This is a genomic window from Aeromicrobium sp. EU05-FHT14F07, assembly GCF_058790455.1.
The window spans coordinates 35,125-48,891 of sequence record NZ_JBYTCR010000001.1 but is presented as its reverse complement, the minus strand read 5'-3'; the positions used below and the strand labels follow the sequence as shown (position 1 = coordinate 48,891).

Genomic DNA, 13,767 nt, shown 5'->3' with positions numbered 1-13,767 from the left:
GTGGTCTCCGAGAGGGCCTCGACCGGGCGGCTGGGCGCAAGCTGGTCGGGGTTCTCGGGCTGTGGCCCGCGGAGGACCCAAGATTCTGCATTCGTGCGGTCCGGCGGTGGATCTGCCACCTGAAGAGCGCTCTACAGGTGGCAGATCCACCGCCGAGGGGGCCAGACGTGTGAAGGATTCTTCCTTCTCGTGGAACGGTCCACGAGAAGGAAGAATCCTTCGTCCCCCCAACGCAAAGGGCACCCAAGATTCTGCATTCGCGCGTTCGAGACCGAACGCTTCTGCGTTCACGACGGGATCCCGTAGCAAACGCAGCATCCTTGACCCTCCCGCACACGAACGCAGCATCTTGCGTCCCACAGCGCGGGCCACAGCCCGAGACCCGAAGCCGACCCCCACCCAGCCGCCCGGTCGAGGCCCTTTCGGAGACCACACCCACGAGAACCCGCAGCAGCGCAGCCCTTCCTCCACGAGAGGCCGCGCCGACGCAGCCCCACCCGAGAGAGAAACCACACCCACGCACCCGCAGGCCCACAGCCCGCGAGACCCGACAGCTCGAGCCCAGGGCGCTCAGAGCACGTCGCGCAGGAACCTCGCCGTCGCGTCGACGGCCTGGGTGGCGGCGGGGCTGACGCCGGGGAGGCTGACGAAGCCGTGCAGGGCGCCGGGGAACTCCTGGAGGACGACATGGACGCCCTGCTCGCCGAGGGTCTCGGCGTAGCGGCGGCCGTTGTCGGAGAGCGGGTCGTGGCCGGCGACGAGGACGAGGGTCGAGGGCAGGCCGGCGTGGGACTCGGCGCGGATCGGCGAGGCGCGCCAGTCGAGGGTGCCGTGCTGGTCGGCGAGGTACAGGCGGACGAAGGCGCGCATGTTGGCCGACGACAGCACGGGCGCGTCGGCGAACTCGTCCTCGCTCGGCCACCGGTCGTACATCTCGACGCCGGGGTAGATGAGCACCTCGGCCTTCAGGGCGGGACCGCCCGCGTCCCGCGCGAGCAGCGCGGTCGTCGCGGCCAGGCCACCGCCGGCGCTGTCGCCCATGACGGCCACGCGTGCCGGGTCGACGTCGAGCTCGTCCGCGTGCTCGACGACCCACTGCAGCGCCGCCCAGGCGTCGTCGACGGCTGCCGGGAAGGGGTCCTCGGGCGCGAGCCGGTAGTCGAAGGAGAGGACCACGGCGCCCGTCCGGGCCGCCACGCGGCTCGCGAACCAGGCCGACTGCTCCGGGTTGCCCTGCACCCATCCGCCGCCGTGCAGGTTCAGCACGACCGGCGGCGCCGAGCCGGGCCGGGCGGCACCGGTCGGTCGGTGCTGCAGGAAGCGTCGGGCCCGCCCCTCGACCTGCACGTGGTGCTCCGTGGTGCGCACCGACGGGTCCGCCGTGCCGAACAGCCAGCGCCCGACGGCGGTGCGCTGCAGCGCGAGCCGCTCGCGCCGCGCGCCGTCGAGGTCGTCGACCTCCTCGATGGGGGTGGAGGCGAGGCGGACGAGCACGCCGAACACGCGGGTCCTGAGAGGCATCGACATGCCTCCACGCTAGTGGCGCTCAGCCCGACGCGCGCAGGGCCCATCGTCGGAGCAGGTCGATCCGGCGCTGCAGCTGCTCGACGGTGGCCTGCGCCGCTGCCGGTCCACCGGTCTCGGTGCGCAGCTGTGCGTGGGTGACGCCGTGCGGCTGCCCGGTCCGGTGGTGCCAGGCGCCCACGAGCCCGTTGAGCTCACGCCGCAGCTCGCTGCGGCGCTCGTGCGCGACGTCCTCCGCGGTCCGGGTGGCGGCACGCGGCGCGGCGGCCGACGCCTTCGACCGCTTGGCGCGCAGCAGCTCGGCCACCTGGTCGGCCTCGAGCAGGCCGGGGATGCCGAGGAAGTCGAGGTCGTCGTCGTCCAGGGAGTCGGAGATCTGTGCGGCGTACTCGCCACCGTCGAAGAGCACCCGGTCGAAGTCGGCCTCGCTGCCGAGCGCCTGGTAGGTCCCTTGCTCGAGCTCGGCCGACGCCGACTCCCCCGCCTGGGCCCGGGCCAGCATCTCGGCCTCGGCGGCGAACAGGTCGTCCTCGTCCTTCACGGGCCGCCCGACGACGTGGTCGCGCTCGACCTCGAGGTCGGCGGCCAGCGCGAGCAGGCCCGCGACGCTGGGCAGGAAGACCGACGCGGTCTCGCCGCGACGTCGGGCGCGCACGAAACGGCCCACGGCCTGCGCGAAGAACAGCGGCGTCGCGATCGTGGTGGCGTACACGCCGACGGCGAGCCGGGGCACGTCGACGCCCTCGCTCACCATCCGCACGGCGACCATCCACGGCGACATCGACGCGGAGAACTCGGCGATGCGTCCGCTCGCGCCGGCCTCGTCGGAGAGCACGACGGTGGGCCGCTCCCCTGTCAGGTCGGTGAGCAGACGGGCGTAGGCACGGGCGGAGTCCTGGTCGGAGGCGATGACGAGACCGCCCGCGTCGGGGATGTCGCGTCGGACCTCCAGGAGCCGTCGGTGCGCGGCCCGCAGCACGGTGGGCATCCACGACCCCTCCGGGTCGAGGGCGGTGCGCAGGGCCTGGGCGGTGGCGTCCTTCGTGAGCGGCTCGCCGAGCCGGGCGGCCACCTCGTCGCCCGCGCGGGTGCGCCAGTGCATCTGGCCGGAGTAGGCCATGAACAGCACGGGACGCACGACGCCGTCGCGCAGCGCCCGCCCGTAGTTATAGGAGTAGTCGGCGACGCTCTGCTTCGTGCCGTCGCGCTGCGGCTCGTAGGTGACGAACGGGATGGGGCTGTCGTCGGAGCGGAACGGCGTGCCGGTGAGCGACAGTCGACGTTCCGCGCCCTCGCACGCCTCCTGGACCGCGTCGCCCCACGACAGCGAGTCGCCGGCGTGGTGCACCTCGTCGAGGATGACGAGCGTCTTGCGGGCGTCGATCCGCACACGGTGGCCGTTGGGGTTCACCGAGAGGCCGGCGTAGGTGACGCAGTAGCCGTCGAAGCCCGGTGCCAGCGCCCCGGCGAGGGCCGGCTCGAGCCGGATCCCGAGGCCCGATGCGGCGAGCGCCCACTGCGTCTTCAGGTGGTCGGTCGGGGTGACGACGACGACGCGCTCGACCACACCGCGGTGCATCAGGTCGGCCGCGATCGTCAGGGCGAACGTGGTCTTGCCGGCGCCGGGCGTCGCGACGGTGAGGAAGTCGCGCGGCTCCCTGCGCGAGTACAGCTCGAACGCGTCGCGTTGCCAGGCCCGGAGGCGCTGGCTAGGCATCCGAGCCGGAGCCGCCCTCGTCGCCGGGCTGCATGCCCTCCCAGATCTCCTTGCACTCCGGGCACACCGGGAAGCGCTGCGGGTCACGGCTGGGGGTCCAGACCTTGCCGCAGAGCGCGACGCAGGGGGTGCCCATGACCATGGCCTCGGTCAGCGTGTCCTTCGGGACGTAGTGGCTGAAGCGCTCGTGGTCGCCCTCCTCGAGCCGCTCGTCCCCGCGCAGGTCGGTGCGCTCGTCCTGGACCGTCTGGGTGCCGCTGCCGAAGAATCCCACGTGGCTCATCGTAACGGCTGCGGACGACCGGTCGAGCGCCCCGGGACGTCCGTCGTGGACGCAGGGCTCAGTTGAGGCCGGGATCCTCGGGATAGGTGGAGAGCAGGCGCACGTCGTCGTCCTGGCGCAGCAGCACGTCGCGCCACAGCCGCTCGGGCACGGGCGACAGCAGGTCGTCGTCGCGCGCCTCGACGACGAGCCACGCCCCCTCCTCCAGCTCGCCCTCGAGCTGCTCGGGACCCCACCCGGCGTACCCGGCGAACACGCGCAGGCCCCGCAGGGCACCGTCCTGCGGCGGCGGCCCGTCGAGGTCGACGAGGCCGAAGGAGCCGGTCATCGCCCGCCAGCCCGGCACCGGCACGGCCGACGGACCGAGCACCCCCACCGCGAGCGCGGCGTCGGTGGCGACCGGGCCGCCCTGGAAGAGGCAGTCCGGTGCGTCGACGACCGCGGCCCACGCGGGCAGGACGTCCTCGACGTCGGCCTCGAGCGGATGGTTGAGGACCACGCCGAGCGCACCGTCCTCGTCGTGGTCGAGCAGCAGGACGACGCTGCGCGCGAACGGGCCGGCAGCGATCTCCGGGGTGGCGACGAGGAGTCGGCCGGCAAGCGTCTCCATGCCCCCTATGATGCCCGCATGTCAGTGACGGAGGGGCCAGCCGGGCCGGACGACGCCGACCTGGACTCCGAGTTCACGGTCGACGAGCTCGCCGCGCGGGCGAACATGACCGTCCGGAACGTGCGGGCGTACGCCGCCCGGGGGCTGATCGACCCGCCACGTCTCGAGGGTCGCACCGGGTACTACCACCGCGGGCACCTGCAACGGCTGCAGCTCGTGCGCGACCTGCTCGACCGCGGCTACACGCTCGCGGCCGTCGAGAAGGCGGTGCTGTCGAGCCCGGCGTCGGCCACCGCGCCGGCGCTGGACCTGCTGCATCTGCTCGACGAGCCATGGAACGACGTCGAGCCCGAGCTGATGAGCCGCGACGCGCTGGCCGCCCTGGCGAACGTCGGCCGCGACGACGGGCTGATCGAGGCCCTGGTCGAGTTCGGCCTGGCGGCGTGGGTGGAGGACGACCACGAGTCGGTGCTGCTGGTGCAGCCCGCGATCGTGCGCAACGGCGCCGCCGCCGTGGCCCTCGGCCTGCCCGCGAAGGACATCATCGAGCTGTTCCCGCTCCTGCAGCGCAACCTGCGCGAGATCGCGGACTCCTTCGTCGAGAACGCCGTCAAGGCGATCGCGCAGCCGTTCCTCAACCGCGGCCTGCCTCCCGAGGAGGCGCCGGAGGTCCTGGGAGCGGTCGAGAAGCTGCTCCCGGTCGCGAGCCAGGTCACGTACGCGATGTTCCGCAAGGAGCTCGCCGCGGCGATCGACGCCGAGATCGGGCAGCAGCTGGCCGAGGTGGGGCTGCGCGGCCGCAGCGCCCCTGCGGCGGCCGACGACTGACCCGCGTTCCCGGCAGGAAGGGGATCACCCCGCCCGCGCCGGGAGGGAGGGAGGGAGAAGGCGCGGACGGGGTGACGTCAGGGGGACCGCTCAGGCGGCGAGGGCGTTGCGCAGCCGGGTGATGAAGGCGCTGGCCCGACCCTCGCCGTCACGCGGGGGGAGCGTGTCGACGGGGGCGTGGACGGCGCGGTCGCGGGCCTCGGCCACGATCCGCTCGCCCTGGCCCAGGAGGTCGGGGTGCCAGCTGGAGACCCCGGCGGAGACGGCCAGCAGGGCCTGCTCCTTCGCGAAGGCCTTCGCGAGCTCGGGGCGGTCGCGGTGGGCGTCGAGCAGGGCCCGGGCCCCGGGCATGGCGGCGGCAGCAGCGACCCAGGCCTCGACGGCGACGGTCGCGGGAGCGTCGCCCTCGAGCACCGTGCGGTCGAGCTGGCCGCTCAGCCTCTGGTACCAGGCCATCTGGACGTCGAAGAGGAGGGAGAGCTCGTCGTCGAACGCCTCACGGGCGCCGGGGGTCGCGTCGAGCAGCTGGTCGGGGGTGTCCTCGCGGCGGCGGTCGGCCAGCTGCAGGACGCCGCGGAGGGCGGACTTGCGACGGTTGTAGGCATCCCAGGTCATGGAGGTGCTCCTTTCGGGGGACCGTCGTTCGAGGGGACATACCCTCGGTACGTACTTCGAGTATGTTGTGTCTGCGCAGGTCAGGCAACCTGGCGCGCTGTGAGGCTCACCACCACGCCTGCGTAGGATGGGCGCCATGACCAGTCCCGCGAAGGTGCAGAAGAAGGTGCTCCGCGCCGCCCGCAGCACGACCCGCCGGACCGGGTACTCCTCGAGCACCAAGCGGGCGCTCCTGGACAACGCGACGCAGCTGTTCGCCGCGCACGGCTACGCAGGCACCTCGCTCGACGAGGTCGTCGCGGCCGCGCGAGTCACGAAGGGCGCGCTCTACCACCACTTCCCGAGCAAGCTCGCGCTCTTCGAGAGCGTCTTCGACCGGCTCCAGGAGAAGGCGACGCGCGAGATCGAGAAGCGGATCGACACCGCCGACGACCCGTGGGAGCGGGCGCAGATCGGCCTCGAGGGCTTCCTCGAGGTGTGCCGGGAGCCGCAGTTCCGTCGCATCTGCCTGCAGGAGGGCCCGGTCGCCCTCGGGCACGAGCGCTGGGCCGTCGCCGAGCGCGCCGCGTCGTACGGGATCGTCAAGCGCACGGTCGACGCGCTGCTCGACGACCTCGGCGGCGCGAACGAGCTGAGCGAGGCCTACGCCGCCATCTTCTTCGGCGCCATCCGCTCCAGCTCGGAGTACGTGGCGGACGCTGACGACGCGGAGCAAGCCTCGGCGGAGGTGCTCGCCTCGATCAGCGGCATCCTGGCGGGCATGCGGCTCCTGCCGTCGCTCACCGACCCGCACGCCGACGCCTGACCCCTCGGTCAGCCTCTCTCGGCCAGCTACCCCCGCTCAGCGCAGCGACACCGCGCCGGCGCCCTTCGGGACGAGCTCGATCCACGTCTTGCCGGGGTCGATCGTGAGGGGCTTGCCGTCCTTCGTCGTGAACGACAGGGTCGAGCGGTTCACCTTCTTGCGCCAGGTGGTCTCGACCGCACCGTCGGCGGTCAGCACCACGGCGCGGCCCGAGCCCTTCATCCGCGTCTCCGGCACGGGGTTGCCCGCCGGGTCGGTGTAGCCGGCGTCGCCGACGTCGGCGAACATCACGACGAGGGTGTCGGCGCGGAACTCGCGGGAGGCGTGGCCGTTGGTGCGCACCCAGTGGCCCCTCGAGAGCTTCCACTGCGTCGTCGAGCTGCCCGAGAAGCGCACGGAGGCGCGTGTGACCCGGCGGGGCTTCGCCTGCGCGGACGGGGAGGCCGACGCCGACGGTGACGCCTCGGTGCCGCGCGCGGGGGTCCAGTCGAGGTACGGGCCCGGGATCGTGCTGGGCTTCGCCCGCTTGAGCCGCTGGAGGTCCACGAGCCGGTTGTAGGGGCGCACCTTGGCCGGGTCGCTGCTGAACCCGGGGGCGCCCTCGTCCTCGGAGAACACCTTCAGACCGGCCTTCTTGACCAGGCCGTACGTGCCGGACGCCCCGCCCGAGGCGACGATCTGTCCGCCGACCGGGGAGGCGATGCCGATGTCGGTCGCGCGCATGGAGCGCACGTGGCCCACCGTGCGCGGCAGCGTCGAGTAGTAGAGCGCCGCGAGGCGGGTCAGGCCGCCCTCGACGAGCTCCTCGACGACGAGGTCGGCCTGGTCGAGCCCGATCTGCGGCGCGCCCGCGTCGGTGTTCTCGATCTTGACGAGGAACACCGGGTTCTTCGGCCGCCCGTCGCGCAGGACCTCACCGGTGAGCGGCGACGTCTCGACGATCGTGCCGGCGGTGCCCTTCGACGGCTCGGGGGTGGCCTTGGTCTCCTGGTCCGAGGAGCACGCGGACAGCAGGAGCCCGAGAGCCACGAGCGGGGCGACGACGGGGGCCAGGGCGGCGAGGCGATGCTTCGTCATGACGTCCACCATGCCTGACGAGCGGCGCCCGGCGTCGGACCCTGCGCCGGACGACGGGCAGGTGTCGGCACCGGCTGACACGATGGGGCCGTGCCCGATGCCTCACCCTCCGACGACCGCGCCGACGCGCCGTCGAGCCGGCTGGTCGACGACCCGTTGAGCACGGTCGCGCCGGCCACGCGGGAGTGGTTCGAGGGCGCCTTCAGCGCACCCACCCCGGCGCAGGCCGAGGCGTGGGCGGCGATCGCCGAGCGACGTCACGTGCTCGTGGTGGCGCCCACGGGCTCCGGCAAGACCCTCGCCGCGTTCCTGTCCGCCATCGACCGGTTGCTGCACGAGCCGACCCCGGAGAAGGAGCGTCGCACCCGCGTCCTCTACATCTCCCCGCTCAAGGCGCTCGCGGTCGACGTCGAGCGGAACCTGCGCTCGCCACTGGTCGGCATCACCCAGGTGGCGGCCCGCCGCGGCGACACGTTCTCCGACGTGCGGGTCGGCGTGCGCTCGGGCGACACGTCGGCGCGCGACCGTCGCGCGCTCGTCACCAGCCCGCCCGACATCCTCATCACCACGCCCGAGTCGTTGTTCCTCATGCTCACCTCGGCGGCTCGCGACACGCTGCGTGGCGTCGACACGGTGATCGTCGACGAGATCCACGCGGTCGCGGGTACCAAGCGCGGCGCGCACCTGGCGCTCTCGATGGAGCGCCTCGACGACCTGCTCGACGCGCCCGCACGTCGGGTCGGGCTGAGCGCCACGGTCAGCCCGCACGACGAGGTGGCCCGCTTCCTCGGCGGTCGCGCGCCGGTGCACGTCGTCGCGCCGCCGTCGCCGTCGCGCCTCGAGCTCGACGTCGTCGTCCCGCTGGACGACATGACCGAGCTCTCCCGGCCGCCCTCGGCACGCGGCGCGCAGGAGGCCGAGGTCGTGCGCGACGAGGGGTCGGCCGCGCGCTCGATCAGCGACCCGCTCGCCGACGACAACGGCGGCAGCATCTGGCCCTTCATCGAGCACGACGTCGTCGAGCGGATCCTCCAGGTGCGCTCCACGATCGTCTTCTGCAACTCCCGCGGCCAGGCGGAGCGGCTCACCGCGCACCTGAACGAGCAGTGGGCCGACCGCGAGGCCCGCGCGGAGCCGGAGGCGACGAGCACCCTGCCGCCGAGCCGGGTGTCGGGCGTGAGCGGCACGGCGTCGGGCCGCGGCGACGCGCAGGAGGTCGGTGCGCTCGCGCGGGCCCACCACGGGTCGGTCAGCAAGGAGCAGCGCGCGCTCATCGAGGACGACCTCAAGTCGGGCCGGTTGCGCTGCGTCGTCGCCACGTCGAGCCTCGAGCTCGGCATCGACATGGGCGCCGTCGACCTCGTCGTGCAGATGTCCACGCCCCCGTCGGTCGCGAGCGGTCTGCAGCGCGTCGGTCGCGCCGGCCACCAGGTCGGCGAGGTCTCGCGCGGCCTGGTGTACCCGACCACCCGCCACGACCTCGTGGGAGCGGCGGTCACGGCCGAGCGGATGCGCGCCGGCGCCATCGAGCGGCTCGCGGTGCCCGCGAACCCGCTCGACGTGCTGGCCCAGCAGACCGTCGCGGCCTGCGCCCTCGAGCCGGTCGAGGTCGAGGCGTGGTTCGACGCCGTCCGTCGGTCGGCGCCGTTCGCCGCGCTCCCGCGCTCCGCCTACGAGGCCACACTCGACCTCCTGGCCGGCCGGTACCCGTCGGACCGGTTCGCCGAGCTGCGACCACGTCTCGTGTGGGACCGTGACGCGGGCACCATCGTGGGGCGACCCGGCGCGCAGCGGCTGGCCGTCACGAGCGGCGGCACCATCCCCGACCGCGGGCTGTTCGCCGTGGTGCTGGCCGACGGTGTCGACGAGGGACCGTCCAAGCGGGTCGGCGAGCTCGACGAGGAGATGGTCTACGAGTCCCGCGTCGGCGACGTGTTCGCCCTCGGGGCCACCAGCTGGCGCATCCAGGAGATCACGCACGACCGGGTCGTCGTGACCCCGGCGTTCGGCGAGCCCGCCCGGCTGCCGTTCTGGCGGGGCGACGCCGCGGGCCGTCCGGCCGAGCTGGGCGAGGCGATCGGCGCGTTCCTGCGTCGGGTCACCGAGGGCCACGTCCCCGAGCACCTCGACGAGCGGGCCCGGTTCAACCTCATGGCCTTCCTCGACGAGCAGCGCGAGGCCATGAGCACGCTGCCGACCGACCGGACGCTGGTCGTCGAGCGCTTCCACGACGAGCTCGGCGACTGGCGGGTCGTGCTGCACTCCCCCTACGGACGGCGCGTGCACGCGCCGTGGGCGCTGGTCGTCGCGGCGCGCGTGCTGGAGCGGTACGGCGTCGACGGCTCGGTGGTGGCCACCGACGACGGCATCGTCGCGCGCATCCCCGACACCTCCTCCCCGTGGGCGCCCGATGACGCGGCCGACCAGGACAGCGCTGCCGGCGTGCCGGGGGCCGACCTGTTCACCCTCGACGTCGACGACCTCGAGCGCGTCGTCACGGCGGAGGTCGGCGGGTCGGCGCTGTTCGCGTCGCGGTTCCGCGAGTGCGCGGCCCGTGCGCTCCTGCTCCCCCGCCGCAACCCCGGGGCCCGGGCCCCGTTGTGGCAGCAGCGTCAGCGCGCGGCGCAGCTGCTCGACGTCGCACGCGAGCACGCCGACTTCCCGATCCTGCTCGAGACGGCGCGCGAGTGCCTGCAGGACGTGTACGACCTTCCTGCCCTCACGACCCTGGCCGAGCGGGTGGCGCAGCAGGACGTGCGCATCGTCGAGGTCGAGACGTCCACGGCGTCGCCGTTCGCCCGCACGCTGCTGTTCGGCTACGTGGCCACGTTCCTCTACGAGGGCGACACACCGCTGGCCGAGCGCCGTGCGGCCGCGCTGTCGCTCGACCCGACGCTGCTGTCGGAGCTGCTGGGCCGTGCCGAGCTGCGCGAGCTGCTCGACCCGGAGGTGCTGGAGCGCACGGAGGCCGAGCTGCAGCGGCTGGCCGAGGACCGTCGGCTGCGCGGGGTCGAGGGCGCCGCCGACCTGCTGCGGCTGCTGGGCCCGCTCACCACCGACGAGGTCGACGCGCGCCTCGTCGACGACGCCGTCCCGGCGCTCAAGGAGCTGCAGGACGCCCGTCGCGTCGTGGAGCTGCCGGTCGCCGGTGAGCCGCGCTGGGTGGTCGTCGAGGACGCGGGCCGGCTGCGCGACGCGCTCGGGGTCGTGGTGCCGCTCGGCATCCCGGACGCCCTCCTGCAGCCGGTGGCCGATCCCCTCGGTGACCTCCTCTCCCGCTACGCCCGCACCCACGGCCCGTTCACGGCCGACGAGGCGGCGGCCCGGTTCGGTCTCGGCCGCGCCGTCGTGCTCGACGTGCTGCGTCGGCTCACCCGCGACGACCGGCTCGTCGAGGGCGAGTTCCGGCCGGGCGCCGCGGGCACCGAGCACGTCGACACCGACGTCCTGCGCCGGCTGCGCAGCCGCTCCCTCGCCGCCGCGCGGCAGCAGATCGAGCCGGTCGAGCCACGCACCTTCGCCCGCTTCCTGCCGTCGTGGCAGGAGGTCGGCGGGTCGCTGCGCGGCCTCGACGGCGTGCTCACGGTCGTCGACCAGCTGGCCGGGGTCCCGCTGCCGGCGTCGGCCTGGGAGTCCCTGGTGCTGCCCTCCCGGGTCCGCGACTACTCCCCCGCGCAGCTCGACGAGCTGCTCGGCGCGGGCGAGGTCGTGTGGACCGGGGCGGGCACGCTCGCCGGCAGCGACGGCTGGGTGCAGCTGCACCCGGCCGACCTCGTGCTGCCCGCCCGCCGCGACCCGGTCGAGCCGGACGAGCTCGGCCTGCGCCTGGTGTCGCTCCTCGAGGACGGTGGGGCGTACCTCTTCCGCCAGCTCACCCAGGGGCTGGCCACGGACGGCGGCAAGCCGGTCTCCGACGACGCCGCCGTGGAGGCGCTGTGGCAGCTCGTGTGGTCGGGGCGGGTGGCCGGCGACTCCTACGCCCCGGTCCGCGCCCGGCTGGGCGGTCGCGGCGCACACCGGTCACGCGGCGGCTCCACACCGCGAGCGCGGCTGCACGCCCGGCGCGGCATGGCCGCCTCGCCTCGCGCCGCACGTCTCGGGCCCCCGGTCGCGTCGGGCCGCTGGTTCGTGGTCGAGCGTCCGGGCGACGACCCCGCCGAGCAGGCCGCCCTCCAGGTGGCACGCACCGAGGCGCTCGTCGCGCGGCACGGTGTGGTCACGCGGGGTGCGGTAGTGGCCGAGCAGACGCCGGGCGGCTTCGCGGGTGCCTACCGGGTGCTGCGCGAGCTGGAGCAGAACGGCTCGGTGCTGCGGGGGTACTACGTCGACTCCCTGGGCGCGGCCCAGTTCGCGTCGTCGGCGACGGTCGACCGGATGCGCTCGTTCGAGCGCCCCGATGACGAGCCGGCCGACGTCGAGGCGGTCGTGCTCACCGCGACCGACCCCGCCCAGCCGTTCGGCGCCGCGCTTCCCTGGCCCGCAGTCGTCGACCCGGCCGACGACCTGAAGCACCGCCCGGCCCGCAAGGCGGGTGCGCTGGTGGCCGTGCACGACGGTCGGGCCGTGCTCTACCTCGAGCGCGGCGGTCGCTCGTGCCTGGCGTTCACCGACGACGTCGACGTCCTCACCCGCGCGGCGCAGGCCGTCGCGGGCCTCGGTCGGTCGGGGCGCATCCCTCGGCTCACGGTCGAGTCGGTGAACGGCCGCCCGGCCGGCACCACCCCCACCGGGGAGGCGCTGCTCGCAGCCGGGTTCGACCGGCACCCCAAGGGCCTGCGGCTCGACCTGCGTCGCGGCAGCGACGCCGCCTCGCGGTCCGGCACCAGCCGCTCCGGGCCAGGCCGGCCCCCGGCAGGACGGTCGACCCATGCCTGAAGGGGATACCGTCTGGCGGACGGCGCACCACCTGCGCGAGGTGCTGGAGGGCCGCGAGCTGGTCCGGTCCGACGTGCGGGTGCCGCAGTGGGCGACGCTCGACCTCTCCGGCCGCACCGTCGACGAGGTGCTGAGCCGCGGCAAGCACCTGCTGATCCGGGTGGGTGACGCGTCGATCCACTCGCACCTGAAGATGGAGGGGGCGTGGCACGTGCTGCGCCGGGGCAGCCGGTGGCGTCGTCCGGCGCACACGGCGCGGATCGTGCTCGAGACCGAGCAGCACCAGGCGATCGGGTTCCAGCTGGGACTGCTCGAGATCCTCAGGCGCGAGAACGACGACGACGCGCTGGCCTACCTGGGGCCCGACCTCCTCGGCCCCGACTGGGACCTCGCGGAGGCGACACGTCGGGTCGAGTCCGACCCGGACCGGCCGATCTTCGTGGCGCTGCTCGACCAGCGGAACCTGGCCGGGCTGGGCAACGAGTACGTCAACGAGCTGCTGTTCCTGTCGGGGCTGCTGCCGACGCGTCGGGTGGGCGACGTGCCCGACGTCGCGCGGGTGGTCGAGCGCGGGCACCGGCTGCTCGACGTCAACAAGGCGCGGGTGGAGCGGACGTTCACCGGCAGCACGCGGCAGGGTGAGGAACGCTGGGTCTACCGCCGCGAGCACGCGCGGTGTCGGCGCTGCGGCACCCCGTTGCGCGAGGGCGAGCTCGGCGACCAGCCGGGCCGGGAGCGGATCACCTTCTGGTGTCCGCACTGCCAGACGTGAGGCCGCCCGCGGTGCGCAGCAGCAGGGCCGCGAGCCAGCCCCAGGCCACGACGAACGCGATGCGCTGCCAGAGACCGGGTGCGGGCAGCGTGTGCTGGTCGGCGAGCGAGTAGGCCAGCGACGCCCACAGGGACACCACGGCGGCCACGAAGGCGCCCTTCGCCCGCGGCGCGGTCGTCTCGGCGCGCCGCCAGCGCGCAGCCTGGACGATCATGGCTGCGGGAAGCACCGTCGACGCCACGAGCAGCGCGAGCTCGCCGACCGCTGCCGAGGCAGGGGTCACGACGTTGATGGCCCGCTCGCCGAGCGCCGTCGAGTAGGTCGGGGTCGTGAAGGCGAACACGACGAGGGCGGCGCCGTGCACGCCGAGCAGCACAGCCACGGCTCGACGCCGATGCTCGGGGTCCAGCGCGTGCCCGAGGGGACGCGCCGCCAGCACGAGGAGCAGCCCCGTCGCAGCGAAGACGCACCGCACGACCGGCCCGAGGCCGCCGAGCAGCATGTAGTGGATCGGCTCCTCGAAGAACCGCGTGAGGTCCACGAGGAGCAGCACGAGCGAGAGGAGCAGCAGCGCGCCCCCGGCGGCCCGCAGGGTCAGCTGGTCGATGCGCACCGGCCCACCCTAGTCGTCCCCGGTCCCACCGCCCCCACCCCGCTGAGC

11 protein-coding genes are annotated in these 13,767 nt (G+C 74.0%); 4 read left to right on the top strand and 7 right to left on the bottom strand.

The genetic code is table 11. The features are described from left to right. Positions 1-570: 570 nt before the first annotated feature. Genes AC3WRM_RS00240 through AC3WRM_RS00225 form a run of 4 tightly spaced genes read right to left on the bottom strand, consistent with a single transcriptional unit; the run spans position 571 to position 4,134 of the window. On the bottom strand, positions 571-1,527 hold the full coding sequence (locus AC3WRM_RS00240) for an alpha/beta hydrolase (RefSeq protein ID WP_492246924.1): 957 nt from the start codon (positions 1,525-1,527) through the stop codon (positions 571-573). Positions 1,528-1,546: 19 nt separating this feature from the next. Next, positions 1,547-3,241: a DEAD/DEAH box helicase gene (locus AC3WRM_RS00235; protein WP_492246925.1), complete on the bottom strand. Its 1,695-nt coding sequence runs from the start codon at positions 3,239-3,241 to the stop codon at positions 1,547-1,549. Further along, complete coding sequence (locus AC3WRM_RS00230) at positions 3,234-3,524, bottom strand: DUF3039 domain-containing protein (RefSeq protein ID WP_492270903.1); 291 nt, start codon at positions 3,522-3,524, stop codon at positions 3,234-3,236. Before AC3WRM_RS00230 ends, AC3WRM_RS00235 begins: the two co-directional genes overlap by 8 nt. 58 nt (positions 3,525-3,582) lie before the next feature. Then, a complete protein-coding gene (locus AC3WRM_RS00225) occupies positions 3,583-4,134 on the bottom strand; it encodes a YqgE/AlgH family protein (RefSeq protein WP_492246927.1) in 552 nt (183 codons plus the stop codon). Positions 4,135-4,152: 18 nt separating this feature from the next. Between AC3WRM_RS00225 and AC3WRM_RS00220 the strand changes: the two genes are divergently transcribed. Next, positions 4,153-4,962, top strand: a complete 810-nt coding sequence (locus AC3WRM_RS00220; RefSeq protein WP_492246928.1) for a MerR family transcriptional regulator — start codon at positions 4,153-4,155, stop codon at positions 4,960-4,962. Positions 4,963-5,052: 90 nt separating this feature from the next. Here AC3WRM_RS00220 and AC3WRM_RS00215 read toward each other — a convergent pair whose 3' ends face one another. Continuing rightward, positions 5,053-5,577, bottom strand: coding sequence for a hypothetical protein (locus AC3WRM_RS00215; protein WP_492246929.1), 525 nt, complete (start codon positions 5,575-5,577; stop codon positions 5,053-5,055). Between the two features lie 136 nt (positions 5,578-5,713). On the opposite strand from AC3WRM_RS00215, the gene AC3WRM_RS00210 reads away from it, so the two are divergent. Further along, complete coding sequence (locus AC3WRM_RS00210) at positions 5,714-6,382, top strand: TetR/AcrR family transcriptional regulator (protein WP_492246930.1); 669 nt, start codon at positions 5,714-5,716, stop codon at positions 6,380-6,382. Positions 6,383-6,418: 36 nt separating this feature from the next. Here the strand turns inward: AC3WRM_RS00210 and AC3WRM_RS00205 are convergent, their stop codons facing one another. Further along, on the bottom strand, positions 6,419-7,459 hold the full coding sequence (locus AC3WRM_RS00205; RefSeq protein ID WP_492246931.1) for a DUF3048 domain-containing protein: 1,041 nt from the start codon (positions 7,457-7,459) through the stop codon (positions 6,419-6,421). Between the two features lie 141 nt (positions 7,460-7,600). On the opposite strand from AC3WRM_RS00205, the gene AC3WRM_RS00200 reads away from it, so the two are divergent. Both AC3WRM_RS00200 and AC3WRM_RS00195 read left to right on the top strand, forming a co-directional pair. After that, entirely contained in the window at positions 7,601-12,334 is a 4,734-nt protein-coding gene (locus tag AC3WRM_RS00200) for an ATP-dependent helicase (protein ID WP_492247081.1), read from the top strand. Next, positions 12,327-13,106, top strand: a complete 780-nt coding sequence (locus tag AC3WRM_RS00195; RefSeq protein WP_492246932.1) for a DNA-formamidopyrimidine glycosylase family protein — start codon at positions 12,327-12,329, stop codon at positions 13,104-13,106. Before AC3WRM_RS00200 ends, AC3WRM_RS00195 begins: the two co-directional genes overlap by 8 nt. Here AC3WRM_RS00195 and AC3WRM_RS00190 read toward each other — a convergent pair. Then, positions 13,075-13,719 (bottom strand): hypothetical protein, encoded by a 645-nt coding sequence (locus AC3WRM_RS00190; protein WP_492246933.1) that lies wholly within the window; start codon positions 13,717-13,719, stop codon positions 13,075-13,077. The genes AC3WRM_RS00195 and AC3WRM_RS00190 overlap by 32 nt on opposite strands. Between the last annotated feature and the right edge of the window lie 48 nt (positions 13,720-13,767).

Bases quoted from the DNA above. Each gene is read 5' to 3' on its own strand.
- AC3WRM_RS00240 (WP_492246924.1), bottom strand. From the start codon at position 1,527: ATGTCGATGCCTCTCAGGACCCGCGTGTTCGGCGTGCTCGTCCGCCTC.
- AC3WRM_RS00235 (WP_492246925.1), bottom strand. From the start codon at position 3,241: ATGCCTAGCCAGCGCCTCCGGGCCTGGCAACGCGACGCGTTCGAGCTG.
- AC3WRM_RS00230 (WP_492270903.1), bottom strand. From the start codon at position 3,524: ATGAGCCACGTGGGATTCTTCGGCAGCGGCACCCAGACGGTCCAGGAC.
- AC3WRM_RS00225 (WP_492246927.1), bottom strand. From the start codon at position 4,134: ATGGAGACGCTTGCCGGCCGACTCCTCGTCGCCACCCCGGAGATCGCT.
- AC3WRM_RS00220 (WP_492246928.1), top strand. From the start codon at position 4,153: ATGTCAGTGACGGAGGGGCCAGCCGGGCCGGACGACGCCGACCTGGAC.
- AC3WRM_RS00215 (WP_492246929.1), bottom strand. From the start codon at position 5,577: ATGACCTGGGATGCCTACAACCGTCGCAAGTCCGCCCTCCGCGGCGTC.
- AC3WRM_RS00210 (WP_492246930.1), top strand. From the start codon at position 5,714: ATGACCAGTCCCGCGAAGGTGCAGAAGAAGGTGCTCCGCGCCGCCCGC.
- AC3WRM_RS00205 (WP_492246931.1), bottom strand. From the start codon at position 7,459: ATGACGAAGCATCGCCTCGCCGCCCTGGCCCCCGTCGTCGCCCCGCTC.
- AC3WRM_RS00195 (WP_492246932.1), top strand. From the start codon at position 12,327: ATGCCTGAAGGGGATACCGTCTGGCGGACGGCGCACCACCTGCGCGAG.